Genomic DNA, 15,418 nt, shown 5'->3' on the forward strand with positions numbered 1-15,418 from the left:
GACCCTCCGGCGTCGATCATGGACTTGTGGTGGGCAGAAGCTCCTGCTTCGCACCAAATGAGGGGCACCCCAACTGCATGATCGACCCGCGCGGGGGCGGCGATTCGGCGTACCGCTGGCATGCTGGGCGGGTGACTGAGACCTCCCCGGCCCGGCAGTGGCGAGTGCCGGCGAGCCTGCCGGCGGCGAAACTGGCCGGTGCGGTTCTGCTCATCGCGCTCGGTCTGCTCTTCGCCGACGGCGACCCGGTCCGGCTGGCACTGGCCGTCCTGGCCGCCGCCGCGCTGGCCGGCTGGGCGGTACGTGACCTGGTCGCGCCGGTCCGGTTGGCGGTGGACCCGGCCGGGCTCACCGTCATCCACGGCTTCGCCGGCCGGCGGCTGCTGCCCTGGTCGACGGTCGAGGCGATCGCCGTCGACCGGCGGCCCCGCCTCGGGCTGACCAGCGAAACCCTGGAGATCGACGCGGGCAACTCGCTGCATCTGTTCGGCCGGTACGACCTGGGGGCCACCCCGGAAGAGGTGGCCGCCGCACTGCGCGCCGTCCGCCCTGTCAGGTGAGCAGTGCGGCGGTCTGTCAGGTGAGCAGTGCGGCGGTCCGGAAGAGCACCAGCGCGAGCAGGATCAGCAGGATCAGCGCCCCACCGGTGACCTGCACCAGCGTGCGCCGACCACGTGGCGCGTACGCGAGCACCAACGCCATCAGCGCGCCGACCACCAGGCCGCCCAGGTGCCCGGGGATCGAGATGCCCGGCACGGCCAGCGTGAACACCAGGTTGATCACCAGGATCGGGATGATCCGGGAGATGTCCCGGCCCAACCTGCGCTCGATGATGATCAGCGCGGCGAAGAGACCGAACACGGCCGTCGACGCGCCGACGGTGGCCGCCCGCGGGCTGCTGAACAGGTAGGCGGCCACGTTGCCGCCGAGGCCCGCGATCAGGTAGAGCGCGGCGAACCGCACCCGCCCGAGGTTGGCCTCCAACGACCGGCCGAGCACCCACAGCGCCCACATGTTGAGCAGCAGGTGAAGTACGCCATAGTGCAGGAACATCGCCGTGACCAGCCGGTACCACTGGCCCTCGGCGATCCCGCCCAGCGTGTAGTCGGAGAGGTAGGCCCGGCCAAGCACCGCACCCCACTCGGTCAGCGGCGTGCTGCCACCCATCAGGCCGCCGAAGCCGGAACCGCCGACCGCCGCGTCCCCGCCCCGGGCGGAGGCGATGGAGGCCAGCAGGAACAGCACGTTCACGGCGATCAGCGCCTTGGTGACATAGCCGTGCCGGCCGGCCGTACCGCCGCCGAAGGCGGTACGCGCCGGCCGGACACTGCGACGTCCCTCGTTGACGCACTCCGGGCACTGGTGCCCGACCGCGGCATCCCGCATGCAGTCCGGGCAGATCGGCCGGTCACAGCGGGAACACCGGACGTAGGTTTCCCGGCCGGGGTGCCGGTAGCAGACCGGGGTGGTCGGTGGAGACTCGCTCACCGGGCCGACCCTCCGTCCGCCACCGCACGGTCCACCGGCACCGGCTGTGCTCCGGAGCGCTCAATCATGCGAGCAAAGGTACCTCGCCGGTCGCTCAGGAAGCGGACCGCTCGATCTCGACCCGCTCGATGACGACGTCCTGGAGCGGACGGTCGCTCGGACCGGTCGGGGTGCTCGCGATCGAATCCACGATCTTCACCGACTGCTCGTCGGCGACCTGGCCGAAGATCGTGTGCCGGTTGTTGAGGTGCGGCGTCGGGGACACCGTGATGAAGAACTGCGAACCGTTGGTGCCCGGTCCGGCGTTCGCCATCGCCAGCAGGTACGGACGGTCGAACCGCAGCTCCGGGTGGAACTCGTCGGCGAACTTGTAGCCCGGGCCGCCCCGGCCGGTGCCGGTCGGGTCGCCCATCTGGACCATGAAACCGCTGATCACCCGGTGCGAGATGGTGCCGTCGTAGTACGGACCACTGCCCGGCTGACCGGTGCGCGGGTCGGTGTACTCACGGTTGCCCTCGGCCAGGTCGACGAAGTTGCGGACGGTCTTCGGCGCGTGGTTGGGGAAGAGCTCCAGCCGGATTGGGCCAGCGTTGGTGTGCAGGGTGGCGTAGACAGCCTCGGCCACGGGTACTCCTCACTCGTTGGTCAGTTCCATGCGGATCCTCCCATGTGCCCGATCTGGCATCGCGGAGGCATCCGAAGGTGGAGGATGACGAAGGAACAACTCCCAGGAGGTAGGACCGTGTTTGGATTCGGGCGGCGTAAGTCCCAGGGGCAGTTGGCGAAGGCCGAGCTGAACCAGAGCATCAGCCACCTGATGCTGGCAGCCAACCACGCCGCGAAGGGCGCTGGCGCGACCGTCGGCCCGCGGGTCCAGGTGGCCCGAGGTTACGTCGCACCGACCGCCGCGAAGGTACGCGACCGCGCGTCGACCGGCTGGGGGACGACTCTCACCACGCTGGCACCGCTGGCGGCGGCTGCTCGTGACGGCGCCGCACAGGCAGGGCCGCTGACCAGGAAGGCCAAGTCGAAGACCATGCGGATCACCGGTAAGAAGAAGCAGCCGCGTCGTCGCGGTTCGATGATGACCGGCCTGTTGGCGGCGGGTGCCATCGCCGGCCTGGCCGGCGCGGTCGCGCTGCGTCGCCGCCGGGAGCAGCAGGAGTGGGCCGAGTACGACCCGACCCGCAGCACCCTGGAGCCCATGCGCGACGAGGTCGACTCGATCGAGGTGCGTACGCCGTCCGTCGCCCGGGGCTCCGACGGGTCCGCCATGTCCGGCGCGGCGGGGATGACCGGCGCGGGCAGCTCGGCGGTGGCCGGCGGCTCCAGCGCCAGCACCACCGCCCCGGCCAAGCAGACCGGTGTCCGCCCGACCGACAAGGTCCCGTCGGTCGCCGAGGGCGCCACCGACGTCTCCGGTCGGCCGACCGACGACCTCACCAAGGCGCTGGGCAAGGACACGGCCCGCACCAACGGCCGCCGCTGAGCTCAACAGCAGCGCATCGGAGCGCCGGCGAGTGGTCACCCACTCGTCGGCGCTTCCGCGTGCGCGGCGCTGTCGCCGGTTCAGAGCCAGCCGTTGCGGCGGAACCAGCGGTAGAGGGCCAGTGAGACGCCGAGCATGAGGGCGAGGGCCACCGGATAGCCGTACGTCATCTTGAGCTCGGGCATGTTGTCGAAGTTCATGCCCTCGACGCCGGCGATGGAGGTCCAGACCGCGGCGATGGCCGCCCACGCGGCGATCTTGCGCATGTCGTTGTTCTGGTCGACGGTGACCTGGGCCAGCCGCGCCTGGAGGATCGAGTTCAGCAGGTCGTCGTAGGAGTTCACCTGCTCGACGGTGCGGCTCAGGTGGTCCTGCACGTCCCGGAAGTACTTGCGGATCTCCTTCGGCACGTCCCGGTTGACCTGGGAGGTCAGCGTCATCAGCGGCCGTTGCAACGGCACCACCGCCCGCTTGAACTCGACCAGCTCCCGCTTCATCTGGTAGATCCGCTGGATCCGCCCGTGGCCCTGCCGGTCGAAGACCTCCGCCTCCAGCACGTCCAGGTCGTCCTCGATCTGCTCGGCCACCTCCAGATAGAGGTCGACCACCCGGTCGGTCACCCCGTACGCCACCGCCCACGGGCCGTGCAGCAGCAACTCCTGCTTGGTCTCCAGGTCGGCGCGGATCGGGGCGAGCCGGCAGGCGTCGCCGTGCCGGACGCTGATCACGAAGTTCGGGCCGATGAAGAGCATCACCTGCCCGGTCTCCACCACCTCGGAGTTCTCGGTCAGCTCGGTGTGCTCGCAGTAGCGGGCGGTGCGCAGCACCAGGAAGACGACGTCGCCGAACCGCTCCAGCTTGGGGCGCTGCTCGGCCTTGACCGCGTCCTCGACCGCCAGCTCGTGCAGGCCGTAGGTCTCCGCGATGGCGGTCATCTCGGCAAGCTCCGGCTGGTGCAGACCGATCCAGACGAAGCCGTGCTCCTCGCGGCGGGCAGCGGCCAACGCCTCCGCGTAGGTCCAGTCGCCGGGCTGCCGCTTGCCGTCGACGTAGAGCGCGCAGTCGACCACAGCGCTGCGGCCGGTGCCCGTGCCCGTCGGGGCCGGCGCGGGCGGCGAGCCGTCGGCGTTGAGGATCCGGGTCATCGCCCGGACCGGGGAGGGCCACGCCCGAGGTCGCAGCACCCGACCGGTGGTCGACGGTGCCGTCCGGTCCCGCTCTGTCCGATCCGTCATCGCGTCACCTCCCGCGCTCAGTCAGCGGCTTGCAGGCTACGCCGATCGCGGTCGAGGACCGGTGTGACGGCGGTCGCGTGGGGCGGCGCCGGGCGGGCCGGGCCGCATCGGGGGGTGTGCGGGGGACGACACGGCCCACCCGGCACCTGTGGGGGCGGGAGGTTGTGCTGCCGCGTCGACCCAGCGGGACCGGGCCCGGAGGCCGGCGGTGAACACCGCAGCTCGCGGGGTGACGCTCGCAGCATTGTGGGCCAGCCGGCCGCCCGGAGGGGAGCCCCGGGACGGCCGGCATCGTCGTTCTGTCAGGAACCCGACAGTTGAGTCAGCTGCGGACGGCCTCGACGGCCGAGGCGAGCCGCCGGACACCCTCGTCGATCCGGTCGGCGGTCACCGCCGAGAAGGCCAGCCGGAGAGCGTGCCGCCCGCCGTCCAGCACGAAGTCACTGCCCTTGACCACGGCGACCCCTCGCTCGGCCGCTGCCGGGGCGAGCCGGTCGACAAGCACGTCCTCCGGGAACTCCACCCAGAGGAAGTAGCCGCCGTCGGGCTCCACGAACCGCGCCTGCGGCAGGTGCCGGCGCAACGACTCGGCGAGCACCTGGGCCCGCTCGCCGAGCGCCGCCCGAACCGTCTCGATCGAGCGGTCGATGTCACCGGAGACGCAGAACTGGTGCACGATCGCCTGGGACACCATCCCGGGGGAGATGTAGAGGCTCGTCGCGTTCTTCGCGATGGAGGCGATCAGGTCGGCCGGGCCGACCAGGTAACCGACCCGCACACCCGGGCAGACCGTCTTGGTGAAGCTCGACGCGTGCACCACCACGTTGCGGGTGTCCAGCGAGAGCATCGACGGCAGCGCCTCGCCACGGAAGCGGATGTCCGCGTACGGGTCGTCCTCGAAGATCGTGAACTCGTACTCGGCGGCCAGGTCGAGCAGCTCCCGGCGCTTCTCCAGGGACAGCGTCATGCCGGCCGGGTTCTGGTAGTTCGGGATGACGTGCGCGAGCCGGGGGCGGACCCCGGACTCCAGCAGCTTGCGCAGCTCCGCAGTGTCCAGCCCGTCCGGTTGCACGGCGACGCTGTGCAGCTCACTGCCCATCCGCTGGAGGTTGAGCAGCGTCCGGTCGTACGTCGGGCGCTCCACCACCACCGCGTCGCCCGGGCGGACCAGGTGGTCGAAGAGGAACGCGTCGGCCTGGAGCGACCCGTTGGTGACCAGCACCTGGTCGGCCCCGACCCCGTGCTTCTCGGCGATCCACTTCCGCAGCGGGAGGTACCCGACGGAGGTGCCGTACGCCGTCACCCCCGCGGGGTCGGCGTCGAAGGCGCGGACGGCGGCGGCCTTGAGCCCCTCGACATCGACGATGTCCAGGGAGGGAGCCCCACGGGCAAAGGAGATCAACTGCTCGGCGGTCATGGATATTGAGCGTACGGGCGGCGGCGGGGGACGCGCGGTCGGCACGGCGATGTCCGCATCCTGAGCCACCGGGTCGGGTGACCCCACTCGACCGGTCGGCGGCAGATCAGACCGGAAGGGCGAGCGCGTCGTGCTGCGCGCCCCGGGAAAGTCCCTCCAGCTGCACGCCGAGCGCGTCGAGGAGCTGACTCCAGTCGAAGTAGGAGCGCCACGCGGTGATCCGACCCTTGCGGGCCCGGACCACGTCGGCCACCTCCCAGCTCACCAGCCGGCCGGTCGGCGCGACGGTGCCGTACGGCGAATGCAGGGTGCCGGTGTGGGTGCCGGTCAGCCGCAGCTCGACCGCGGCGCCACCGCCGGTGCGGACCGCGCCCATCGGGTCGACGCGCAGATCCGGGAAGGCGCCGGTCCAGGTGCGCAGCAGGGCGGGCAGCTCGATCGGACGGACCGTCACGCCCGGCATGGCGTAGAACGCCTCCGGGGCGTAGAGATCCGGCAGCCGGGCCACGTCCCGACGCAGGAGCATTGCGTACTGCTGCTCGACCAGCCGCTCCGCGTCGCGCATCGGGACCTCCCCCGCGGGCCACGGCATCTCCGCGCCCGCAAGGGATGTCTACCCATCAATCCGGCCCCGCACACCACCCCCGGTCAGGTGGTGGCGACCGCCTGGCTCTCCGACCAGACCCGCATGATGTCCCGCACGGAGATCACGCCGGCCACCTCCCGGCCGTCCAGCACCACCAGGTGCCGGAATCCGCCCCGCGCCATCGCGGCGGCGGCCTCGGCCACCGTCCACTCCGGCCCGGCGTAGACCACGTCCCAGGTCAGGTGCGCGCCGGTGCGTTCCACGTCGCAGTCCAGACCGGCGCCGATGGCCTTCAACACGTCACGTTCGGTCATGATCCCCACGCCTTCGGAATCCGGGTCGATCACGACCGCCGACCCGACACCGCGGGCCGACATCATCCGGGCCGCCTGGCGGAGCGTGTGCTCCGGACCGACGACGAGGACCTGGCTGGACATCGCATCCCGTACCTGCATCACACATCACCCCTTTGGGACGGTGGCATTCGGTACGGACATGGTGGTCGGTGGATGTTTCCGGGACAAGAGCGGCATCGCACAAGCTGCGGACGCTGGCTACTGTCGGATGGTGTCCACCGAGCCCCTGCGCTGCGCCGGCGCGCTGATCGTCGACCATGACGGCCGCATCTTCTTTCAGCGCCGCTCACCACACCGACGCCTGTTTCCCAACTGTTGGGACATCGTCGGCGGCCATGTGGAGCCCGGTGAGGACATCGACGAGGCGTTGCGCCGGGAGATCACCGAGGAGACCGGCTGGGTCCTCTCCCACGTCCTGGGCCAGGTGGGCGAATACAGCTACGTCGGCGACGACGGCCTGGCCCGGACCGAGTACGACTTCCTGGTCCGCGTCGACGGTGACCTCGACCGCCCGATGCTGGAGGCCGGCAAGCACACCGAGTACCGCTGGCTGGCCGAACACGAGGTGACGGTGCTCGACGAACACCGCGACGTCAACGACGGGCTGATCCGGCGGATCGCGGAGGAGGGCTTCGCCGTCCTGCGGTCGATCGGTCTGTGAACGCCGTCGACCTGGCGCCCCACCGGATCGCCGGGCTGCTCGCACCGGCCGTGGACCGGACCTTCCGCGCCGGCATCCTGGCCGGCCGGGACGGCGGTGGCGCCGAGTTGTCCCAGCGCTACGGCGGCATCACCGCCACCGGCTTCCTGGTCGACCTGCGCACCCGGCTGGCCGCACCCGGTGGCACCGTCGACGGGCAGGGGTTCGCGGCGATCACCCGCTACCAGGACCCGGTCGCCTGCCGGCGGAGCGTGGACAAGCAGGTGGCCCACGGGATGATCTACCGCGGCCCGGACGGGTCCCTGTCCGCCACCGAGCGGGGCGCAGCGTTCCTCGCCGAGCTGTACCAGGTGCACGCCGAGGTCACCGAGGAGTTGTGGACCGGCCACGACGACCGGGTGGCCCGGCTGGTGTCCATGCTCGGCCGACTGCTGTCGTACGCACTCGTGCTGGCCGACGAGGAGGCGAACCCGGTCGCCTCCTCGGCCTTCGCCGCGCTGGCGCCCCCGTACGAGCCGGACGGCACACCGTCGGGCGTGCTGCTGCTCAACCGGCTCGGCACCCTGCGACACCACCGTGCCGACGCGCACGCCGCCGCCTGGACCGCCGCAGGGCACACCGCGTCGAGCATCGCCGCCCTGCCGGCCGGTCCCGAGCGACTCGCCATCGAACTGGAGACCGACCGGCGGGCCGCCGCCCCGTACGCCGCGCTCAGCGCGGAGGAGCGCCTGACCATGCTCGCCGACCTGGCGGCCTTGCCCGGCTGACCCGGTTGGCCGGAGCGGCGCACCCGGCCGGCGCTATCCTCCACCGGTGACCGGAGCAGGACTAGGGAGGATGTCGCGATGATCGGAATGGTGCTCGCGGCCGGAGCGGGACGACGGCTGCGCCCGTACACCGACACCCTGCCCAAGGCGTTGGTGCCGGTGGACGGCGAGACGACGATCCTGGACATCGCGCTGGGCAACCTCGCCGAGGTCGGCCTCACCGACATCGTGATCGTCGTCGGCTACGCGGCGGACGCGGTCGTCTCCCGCCAGGCGGAGCTGGAAAAGAAGTACGGGGTCACGCTCACCCTTGTGCACAACGACAAGGCCGAGGAGTGGAACAACGCCTACTCGCTCTGGCTGGCCCGGGAGTACTTCGCTCGCGGCGTGCTGCTGGTCAACGGGGACACCGTGCACCCGGTGAGCGTGGAGAAGACCCTGCTCGCCGAGCGTGGCCCGGGCATCCTGCTGGCCGTGGACACCCTCAAGCCGCTGGCCGAGGAGGAGATGAAGACCACCTTCGACGCCGCCGGCCAGCTCACCCGAATCACCAAGATCATGGACCCGGGCGAGGCGTACGGGGAGTACATCGGCGCGACACTGATCGAACCGCAGGTCGCCGACGCCCTCGCCGACGCGCTGGAGGCGACCTGGCGACGGGACCCGAACCTCTACTACGAGGACGGCTACCAGGAGTTCTCCGACCGGGGCGGGGAGGTGCGGGCGGCACCGATCGGTGACGTCCTGTGGGTCGAGGTCGACAACCACGCCGACCTGGCCCGCGCGCGGGAGATCGCGTGCCGCTACTAGCTCGGAGCGTCCTCACCCCGCTGCACATCGACGTGCGACGCGGGGCGGTCGCCGACCTGGGCGCGATCCTGGCCGACGGGCGGATCTCCTCCGGAGGCGACGTCGCGGTGGTGGTCGGCCCGGGTCAGGGTGCCCAGATCGCGGAGCTGATCCGACCGTCACTGCGCTCGGCGGACGTGTTCACCGTCTCCGGCGGGACACTGGACGCCGCCGACGACCTGGGCGGCAAACTCCGCGCCCGGTCCTACGACGCGGTGGTCGGCATCGGCGGCGGCAAGACCATCGACGTGGCCAAGTACGCGGCGACCCGCCGAGGGCTGCCGATGGTGTCGGTGGCGACCAGCCTCGCCAACGACGGGATCGCCTCCCCGGTGGCCAGCCTGATCACCGACGGGATCAAGGGCTCCTACGGCGTACACATCCCGATCGGGGTGATCGTCGACCTGGACTTCGTGGAGAGCGGCCCCGACCGGCACAACCGGGCCGGCATCGGCGACGTGATCAGCAACATCAGCGCGCTGGCCGACTGGGAGCTGTCCCGGCAGGTACGCGGTGAGCCGGTCGACGGGCTGGCCGCTTCGCTCTCACGGGCGGGCGCCGAGGCGGTGCTCAACCACCCCGGCGACATGAGCGACGACGCCTTCGTGATCGTCCTCGCCGAGGCGTTGATCTCCAGCGGTCTGGCGATGGCAGTCGACGGCACCAGCCGCCCGTGCAGCGGCGGCTGCCACGAGATCATGCACGCGGTCGACTCGCTCTTTCCGGGAACCGCCTCGCACGGCGAGCTGGCCGGGTTCGGTGCGCTGTTCTGCACCTGGCTGCGCGGAGATCTCCGCCGCTTCGGGGAGATGTCGGCCTGCCTCGCCCGGCACGGCCTGCCCCGACTCCCCGCCGAGGTGGCGCTCACCGACGACCAGTTCATCGAGGCGGTGCAGTTCGCGCCGCGTACCCGGCCGGACCGGTACACCATCCTCGAACACCTGGCACTGTCGCCTACCGAGACCCGGGAGCGGCTGGCAGACTACGCCGGTGCAATCCGCGACCAGCTTGGCTGACCCCCGTCCCACCGTCGCCGACTTCCACCGGGTGAACCGGGGCGGCGGCCTGTTCAGCGAGTCGATCAGCCAGTGGCTGGGGGCCGTCTTCGCACTCGTCGCCCAGCGGCTCGGGCTGCGACCGACAGCGTTGACAATCACCAACCTGCTGCTCGGACTGGCCACCTCGGTCACCGTCGTGGCGCTCGCCGGCCCGGTCGCCGCCGGGGACGTACCGGCCTGGGTGGTCGGCCTGCTCGCCCTCGTCGGCTGGCAGGTGGCGTACTCCCTGGACTGCGCGGACGGGCAACTGGCCCGGGTGACCGGCCAGGGCAGCGCGGCCGGCGCGCGCGTCGACGTGCTCTGCGACGTGGCCGCGCAGATCGCCCTGGTGGCAGCGCTGGCCGCCACCGCCGTGGCGCAGGAGCCGGCCACTCCGACCTGGCTCGTGGCGACCTTCGCGGGCACCTGGATGGTCAACCTGGTCACGTCGGTGATGCAGGCCGGCCCGAACGCGGCCAGCATGGTCACCTCGACCTCGCTGCCGGTGCGCCTGGTGAAGCTGGTCCGTGACTACGGCGCGGTGATCTTCGCGGCCGCCGTGGTGCTCGCCGTCGCCCCCGCGCTGGTCCTCTGGGTGATGGTCGCCTTCACGATCGTCAACGGCGGCTTCCTGCTGGCCAGCATCGCCTTCTCCGCCCGAGCCTCCTGGTAACGAAGGACGCCCTACCAACGCCTGCGCGCCGCCACCATCACGATCCCGAAGGCAGTTCGGTCTCGCCGTCCTGCGCGCGTTGTTGGCGGAGTTGTTCGAGGAGGGCGGTGTCGGCTTCGAGGTCGGGGTGGTCGACCTGCCGATCGAGGTCGACCACGTGTTCGAGTTCCCGGATCGCCTGGTCCAGGTCACCATCCGCCTGGTGGACCATCGCGATGTTGTAGCGGGTGACGGCTTCGCCGGCTCGGTCGCCGACCTCCCGTCGGATGGGCAGGGCCTGGTGATAGTGGTCGAGGGCCCGCTGCCGATCCCCCAACCCCTTGTATGCGCCGCCGATGTTGTTGAGGGTGGTGGCTTCGCCGGCTCGGTCGCCGACTTCCCGTTGGATGGGGAGGGCTTGGCGGTAGTGGTCGAGGGCCCGCTGCCGATCCCCCAACCCGTTGTACGCAAGGCCGATGTTGGTGAGGGTGGTGGCTTCGCCGGCTCGGTCGCCGACTTCCCGCCGGATAGGCAGGGCCTCGTGGAAGTAGTCGAGGGCCCGCTGCGGATCCCCGAAGTCGTTGTACACGCTGCCGATGTTGTTCAGGGTGACGGCTTCGCCGGCCCGGTCGCCGACTTCCCGCCGGATAGGCAGGGCCTCGTGGAAGTAGTCGAGGGCCCGCTGCCGATCCCCCAAGGCGGCGTACACGCTGCCGATGTTAATCAGGGTGGCGGCTTCGCCGGCTCGGTCACCGACTTCCCGCTGGATGGGCAGGGACTGGTGGTAGTGGTCGAGGGCCCGCTGCCGATCCCCCAACCTGCCGTACACGTGGCCGATGTTGGTCAGGATGGCGGCTTCGCCGGCCCGGTCACCGACTTCCCGCTGAGCGGGCAAGGCCTGGTGGAAGTAGTCGAGGGCCCGCTGCCGATCCCCCAACCTGTTGTACACGCTGCCGATGTTGTTCAGGGTGGCGGAAGCGTTGCCCCGGTCGCCGGCCTGCTGGTACATGGTGAGGGCCTGCTGAAAGTCCTCCAGTGCCGGCCGGGGCCGACCGGTCGACGACCGCGCCCAGCCACGTTGGTAGAAGGCGCTGGCATCAGGGCCGAGGGTCAGCGTCGCGGTGGCCATGACCTCGACCGCGGCGAACCGCGAGGTACGCAGCCACACCCGACACACCCGGACACCGACATGCCGGGCGATCAGCGGCTGCCGACCGGCGACAGCAAGCCGATGCACCTCCACGCGTCGGGCGACGGCGGTCGCCGCAGCGTGAGGGACGGGGCGCAATGGTGATGGTTCTCGATCCTCCATGCCGAATCCCCCTCGCTCTTCCCGCTGCTCCCGGTTGCCTGTTCGACGTGTCCACTGACCGGACCGTGGCACAAGAGCGGTGTCGCACGGTTGCATGGGTCGTCATTGTTCTTCCCACGATGACCGGGACTTGGTCAGCGAGTCGGAAACCCGTCAGCCGGGTTCACCGAGCGGTCCCGGGACGCGAATAAACGTACAGTGGCCGCCAAGGTCCACCCGTTGATCGCCCGGCCCGGGGCCAGGGATCAGCGGTCCTGGGCGGCTCCAGGCGCATCAGGGGAGGGTGCGGGTAATGGGAAACGCCACAGTGGAGGTGTCCGGGGCGCAGGCCGCGCGCTGGGCGGCGGAGCTGCGGTCCGCCCTGATCGGGGCGATCGGGCCGGACGACAGCGTGTCGCCAGTGCAGGTGCAGCGGTCGGCCGAGATGGTGATCGCGGTCATCGGGCTGGTGTTCTCCGGGGTCGAGGTGGCCAAGACGATCGCCGAGTGGTGGAGCGCCCGCCGCCGGGAAGGCGTTGCGGTGACAGTGCTGCTGCCGGACGGCACCCGGATCGAGCTGGCCGAGGGCAGCCAGGCTCGGCTGGAGATCGCCATGCGGCAGGAAGGCACCGAGCCGCACTGAACTGACCGCCACGACGGGATGGGCAGATGGGCACCTTCGAACTGGAGGTCTTCGCGCAGACCTCGAACTACTACGAGCTGCGGCTGTCCGCCGACGGCGCGGCACCCCAGACCCGCAACCTGGACCGGGCGGCGGTCGATGAGCTGATCACGCTGGTACAGCGTGACTACAGCAGTGACGCCAACGCACAGAAGGTGTACGGCGCGGTCCGGCTGGCTGAGCTGGGGGCGAGGCTGGCGGAGTTCCTCGACGGCGATCAGCGGTGGCTGACCCCGATGCTGGCCCATCCTGCCGGGGCGGTGTTGCGGATCGCCGCCGAGGAGCGGTTGCGGCACCTGCCTTGGGAACTGCTTGCCCGGGAGGGCACGTTCCTGACCGTGGCAGGGCGGGCACCGCTGTTGCCGGTTCGTGCGGTTGGCACCCACGCGGCACTGACCAGCCCGGTCACGCCGAAGAACCGGCCGTTGCGGGTGTTGTTCATGGCAGCCTCGCCCGAAGGCGTCGAGCCGGTGCTCAACTTCGAGGCCGAGGAGGCGGCGATCCTCGCCGCGACCCGACGGACCGGCACCGATTTGGTGGTCGAGGAGAGCGGCACCCTGGACGGGCTCCGGTTCCTGAGCCGCGCCTACGGGCCCGACCATTTCGATGTGCTGCATCTGAGCGGGCACGCCACCACCGACGGCGGGGAGCCGGTCTTCGTGGTGGAGGGCGAGTTCGGCGGGCGCGCCACGGCGACGGCCGACCAGATCGCCCAGGCGATGCAGGGACACTGGCCGCGACTGGTGTTCGTTTCCGGCTGCCTGACCGCTGACGCCCCCGGGGGTGGGGTTTTCCCCTCGATGAGCGAGAGCCTGGTCGACGCCGGCGCCCCTGCGGTGCTGGGCTGGGCGCTACCGGTGGGAGACGTCTCCGCCACCGATTTCGCCGCAGCTCTCTACCAGGCGCTGGCCGACGGCGGGTCGTTGGACCATGCCGTCATCGAGGCTCGCCGTCACCTGTTCCACGACAGGAAGAGCAACTGCTGGCATCTGCTCCGGGTCTATGCCGACCGGTCCCCGCTGAAGCCCCTGGTCACGCCGCTGCACACCCGGGGCCGCAGACAGTCGCAGGTGCGCGCCGCCGACCAGCAGTTCCTGGACCCGCAGACCCAACTGTCCCGGGTCGCGTCCCGCGCCGAGTTCGTCGGCCGACGGCGGATCATCCAGCGCTGTCTGCGTGCCCTCCGGCAACCCGCCGACACCCCCGGCGCGGCACAGGGCCTGCTGCTCGCCGGCATGGGTGGGCTCGGCAAGAGCAGCCTCGCCTCCCGGCTCCTGGAACGCATGCCCATCCACCAGCATGTCGTCTGGTACGGCCAGGTCGACGCCATCAAGTTCCGCGAGTTGACCAGCAAGATCCGCTTCGACAGCGTCGAGCAGTCCGAAGAGGCCGGCAAAATTCTCGACAACGAGCAGGTTCCGCTCCCGACCCGGCTGCGGCACCTGCTCGACGTCGACGGGCTCCTTGGTGGGACACCCTGCCTGTTCGTGTTCGACGACTTCGAGACCGGCAACCTCGACATCCGCGACGACGGCAGCCGCGTGCTCGCCCCGGCGATGGCCGAGATCCTGCCCGCCCTACTCGGTGCGATCCGCGACACCGGCAGCCCGAGCCGCGTGATCATCACCAGCCGCTACCGCTTTCCTACGCCGGCCGGCACCACCGTCGCGGTCGAGGCTCTGGAGACCCTCAGCTCCGTAGAGCAGACCAAGAAGATCGCCAATCTGGTCAACCTGCGTCCCGAATCCACCGTTGGCCCCGCCATCCGGGACCGGGCGATCGAGGCCGCGGCGGGCAATCCCCGCCTGCTCGACTGGCTCAACCGGATCGTCAACGATACCGCCCTCGACGTCGATGGCCTGCTCACCGCCATCGAAAACGAGACCGACAGGTTCCGCCGCGAGACGGTGCTGGCCGACAACCTGCTCGACTCCCAGCCCCTCGAACTCCGTCGCATGCTCGCCAGGATCAACGTCGTCGAACTACCCGTACCCGCCGCCACCGTCCACGCAATGCACCAACATGCCGACGCCGATCGGCACATCCAGCGGGCCGTCCAACTCGGCCTGCTCGAAGAGGGCATCGACCCCGAGACCCGCCAGCCCCGCTACTACGTCTCCAACGTCCTGCACCCCCTCGTTCGCCCTTTGATCACCGACGAGGAGTACATCGAGGCATGCGCCGCCGCCGCCCAATCCCTCTACCAACTCTGGGTCCTGAACCCCGCCGATTCCGATGGCCACTGACCCAAGGGACCTCACCCGAGGGGTCGAGGTGCATCGGCTGGCCGTCGCCGGTCGGCAGCCGCTGATCGCCCGCGATACCGGTGTCCAGGTGTGTTGGGTGTGGCTGTCTACCTCGCGGTTCGCGGCGGTCGAGGTCATGGCCACCGCGACCCTTACCCTCGGCCCGGATGCCAACGCCCTCTACCAACGTGGCTGGGCGCGGTCGTCGACCGGTCGGCCCCGGCCGGCACTGGAGGACTACCAGCAGGCCCTGACCTTGTACCAGCAGGCCGGCGACGGGGCCGGCGAAGCCGCCACCCTCAACAACATCGGCAGCGTCTACAACCAGTTGGGGGATCGGCAGCAGGCCCTGGACCACTACCACCAAGCCCTACCCATCCAGCAGGACGTCGGCAACCGGGCCGGCGAAGCCGCCACCCTCAGCAACATCGGCAGCGTGCACGACGCTTTAGGGGATCGGCGGCGGGCGCTGGACCACTACCACCAAGCCCTACCCATCCTGAGGGACGTCGGCGACCGGGCCAGCGAAGCCACCACCCTCAACAACATCGGCCACGTGTACAACCGGTTGGGGGATCGGCAGCAGGCCCTGGACCACTACCACCAAGCCCTACCCATCCTGAGGGACGTCGGCGACCGGGCCAACGAAGCCACCACCCTCA

General features: G+C 70.5%; 17 protein-coding genes. 10 read left to right on the forward strand and 7 right to left on the reverse strand.

Translation table 11 applies throughout. The features are described from left to right. Window positions 1-77 precede the first annotated feature (77 nt). A complete protein-coding gene (locus ACLQ3F_RS25845) occupies window positions 78-560 on the forward strand; it encodes a PH domain-containing protein (RefSeq protein WP_357193699.1) in 483 nt (160 codons plus the stop codon). 16 nt (window positions 561-576) lie between these two features. Here ACLQ3F_RS25845 and ACLQ3F_RS25850 read toward each other — a convergent pair whose 3' ends face one another. Further along, entirely contained in the window at window positions 577-1,488 is a 912-nt protein-coding gene (locus ACLQ3F_RS25850) for a rhomboid family intramembrane serine protease (protein ID WP_357193696.1), read from the reverse strand. A gap of 94 nt (window positions 1,489-1,582) precedes the next feature. Next, complete coding sequence (locus tag ACLQ3F_RS25855; protein WP_272614231.1) at window positions 1,583-2,113, reverse strand: peptidylprolyl isomerase; 531 nt, start codon at window positions 2,111-2,113, stop codon at window positions 1,583-1,585. 84 nt (window positions 2,114-2,197) lie between these two features. Between ACLQ3F_RS25855 and ACLQ3F_RS25860 the strand changes: the two genes are divergently transcribed. Next, window positions 2,198-2,977, forward strand: a complete 780-nt coding sequence (locus ACLQ3F_RS25860; protein ID WP_425851954.1) for a hypothetical protein — start codon at window positions 2,198-2,200, stop codon at window positions 2,975-2,977. Between the two features lie 80 nt (window positions 2,978-3,057). Here ACLQ3F_RS25860 and corA read toward each other — a convergent pair whose 3' ends face one another. The 4 genes from corA to ACLQ3F_RS25880 form a co-directional block, all read right to left on the reverse strand. Further along, window positions 3,058-4,212: a magnesium/cobalt transporter CorA gene (gene corA, locus ACLQ3F_RS25865; protein ID WP_357193692.1), complete on the reverse strand. Its 1,155-nt coding sequence runs from the start codon at window positions 4,210-4,212 to the stop codon at window positions 3,058-3,060. Window positions 4,213-4,534: 322 nt separating this feature from the next. Continuing rightward, on the reverse strand, window positions 4,535-5,629 hold the full coding sequence (locus tag ACLQ3F_RS25870; protein WP_425851956.1) for a PLP-dependent aminotransferase family protein: 1,095 nt from the start codon (window positions 5,627-5,629) through the stop codon (window positions 4,535-4,537). Window positions 5,630-5,735: 106 nt separating this feature from the next. Further along, window positions 5,736-6,194 carry an ester cyclase gene (locus ACLQ3F_RS25875; protein WP_357223364.1) on the reverse strand — a complete coding sequence of 153 codons (459 nt, stop codon included), beginning with the start codon at window positions 6,192-6,194 and terminating at the stop codon, window positions 5,736-5,738. Between the two features lie 83 nt (window positions 6,195-6,277). Beyond that, window positions 6,278-6,670, reverse strand: a complete 393-nt coding sequence (locus ACLQ3F_RS25880; RefSeq protein ID WP_030487774.1) for a CBS domain-containing protein — start codon at window positions 6,668-6,670, stop codon at window positions 6,278-6,280. A gap of 109 nt (window positions 6,671-6,779) precedes the next feature. On the opposite strand from ACLQ3F_RS25880, the gene ACLQ3F_RS25885 reads away from it, so the two are divergent. The 5 genes from ACLQ3F_RS25885 to ACLQ3F_RS25905 all read left to right on the forward strand — a co-directional run bounded on the left by ACLQ3F_RS25885 (window position 6,780) and on the right by ACLQ3F_RS25905 (window position 10,558). After that, complete coding sequence (locus tag ACLQ3F_RS25885) at window positions 6,780-7,232, forward strand: NUDIX domain-containing protein (RefSeq protein WP_181518408.1); 453 nt, start codon at window positions 6,780-6,782, stop codon at window positions 7,230-7,232. Further along, window positions 7,229-7,999 carry a hypothetical protein gene (locus tag ACLQ3F_RS25890; RefSeq protein ID WP_425851958.1) on the forward strand — a complete coding sequence of 257 codons (771 nt, stop codon included), beginning with the start codon at window positions 7,229-7,231 and terminating at the stop codon, window positions 7,997-7,999. Before ACLQ3F_RS25885 ends, ACLQ3F_RS25890 begins: the two co-directional genes overlap by 4 nt. A gap of 78 nt (window positions 8,000-8,077) precedes the next feature. Beyond that, a complete protein-coding gene (locus ACLQ3F_RS25895; RefSeq protein ID WP_355004454.1) occupies window positions 8,078-8,809 on the forward strand; it encodes a phosphocholine cytidylyltransferase family protein in 732 nt (243 codons plus the stop codon). Further along, window positions 8,797-9,864 carry an iron-containing alcohol dehydrogenase family protein gene (locus ACLQ3F_RS25900; protein WP_425851960.1) on the forward strand — a complete coding sequence of 356 codons (1,068 nt, stop codon included), beginning with the start codon at window positions 8,797-8,799 and terminating at the stop codon, window positions 9,862-9,864. Before ACLQ3F_RS25895 ends, ACLQ3F_RS25900 begins: the two co-directional genes overlap by 13 nt. Then, a complete protein-coding gene (locus tag ACLQ3F_RS25905; RefSeq protein WP_425851961.1) occupies window positions 9,839-10,558 on the forward strand; it encodes a CDP-alcohol phosphatidyltransferase family protein in 720 nt (239 codons plus the stop codon). The genes ACLQ3F_RS25900 and ACLQ3F_RS25905 overlap by 26 nt, the downstream gene beginning before the upstream one ends. Before the next feature lie 37 nt (window positions 10,559-10,595). Here the strand turns inward: ACLQ3F_RS25905 and ACLQ3F_RS25910 are convergent, their stop codons facing one another. Further along, window positions 10,596-11,774 carry a tetratricopeptide repeat protein gene (locus tag ACLQ3F_RS25910; protein ID WP_425851963.1) on the reverse strand — a complete coding sequence of 393 codons (1,179 nt, stop codon included), beginning with the start codon at window positions 11,772-11,774 and terminating at the stop codon, window positions 10,596-10,598. 367 nt (window positions 11,775-12,141) lie between these two features. On the opposite strand from ACLQ3F_RS25910, the gene ACLQ3F_RS25915 reads away from it, so the two are divergent. The 3 genes from ACLQ3F_RS25915 to ACLQ3F_RS25925 form a co-directional block, all read left to right on the forward strand. Further along, a complete protein-coding gene (locus tag ACLQ3F_RS25915) occupies window positions 12,142-12,471 on the forward strand; it encodes an effector-associated constant component EACC1 (protein WP_425851965.1) in 330 nt (109 codons plus the stop codon). A gap of 26 nt (window positions 12,472-12,497) precedes the next feature. Next, on the forward strand, window positions 12,498-14,756 hold the full coding sequence (locus ACLQ3F_RS25920; RefSeq protein ID WP_425851966.1) for a CHAT domain-containing protein: 2,259 nt from the start codon (window positions 12,498-12,500) through the stop codon (window positions 14,754-14,756). A 28-nt stretch (window positions 14,757-14,784) separates the two neighbouring features. Next, window positions 14,785-15,418 (forward strand): tetratricopeptide repeat protein (locus tag ACLQ3F_RS25925; RefSeq protein WP_425851968.1); only part of this gene is annotated, 634 nt, incomplete at its 3' end.

Source organism: Micromonospora sp. DT15 (assembly GCF_049841475.1).
Taxonomy (GTDB): Bacteria; Actinomycetota; Actinomycetes; order Mycobacteriales; family Micromonosporaceae; genus Micromonospora.

Bases quoted from the DNA above. Each gene is read 5' to 3' on its own strand.
- ACLQ3F_RS25845 (WP_357193699.1), top strand. From the start codon at position 78: ATGATCGACCCGCGCGGGGGCGGCGATTCGGCGTACCGCTGGCATGCT.
- ACLQ3F_RS25860 (WP_425851954.1), top strand. From the start codon at position 2,198: ATGACGAAGGAACAACTCCCAGGAGGTAGGACCGTGTTTGGATTCGGG.
- corA (WP_357193692.1), bottom strand. From the start codon at position 4,212: ATGACGGATCGGACAGAGCGGGACCGGACGGCACCGTCGACCACCGGT.
- ACLQ3F_RS25870 (WP_425851956.1), bottom strand. From the start codon at position 5,629: ATGACCGCCGAGCAGTTGATCTCCTTTGCCCGTGGGGCTCCCTCCCTG.
- ACLQ3F_RS25875 (WP_357223364.1), bottom strand. From the start codon at position 6,194: ATGCGCGACGCGGAGCGGCTGGTCGAGCAGCAGTACGCAATGCTCCTG.
- ACLQ3F_RS25880 (WP_030487774.1), bottom strand. From the start codon at position 6,670: ATGCAGGTACGGGATGCGATGTCCAGCCAGGTCCTCGTCGTCGGTCCG.
- ACLQ3F_RS25885 (WP_181518408.1), top strand. From the start codon at position 6,780: ATGGTGTCCACCGAGCCCCTGCGCTGCGCCGGCGCGCTGATCGTCGAC.
- ACLQ3F_RS25895 (WP_355004454.1), top strand. From the start codon at position 8,078: ATGATCGGAATGGTGCTCGCGGCCGGAGCGGGACGACGGCTGCGCCCG.
- ACLQ3F_RS25915 (WP_425851965.1), top strand. From the start codon at position 12,142: ATGGGAAACGCCACAGTGGAGGTGTCCGGGGCGCAGGCCGCGCGCTGG.
- ACLQ3F_RS25920 (WP_425851966.1), top strand. From the start codon at position 12,498: ATGGGCACCTTCGAACTGGAGGTCTTCGCGCAGACCTCGAACTACTAC.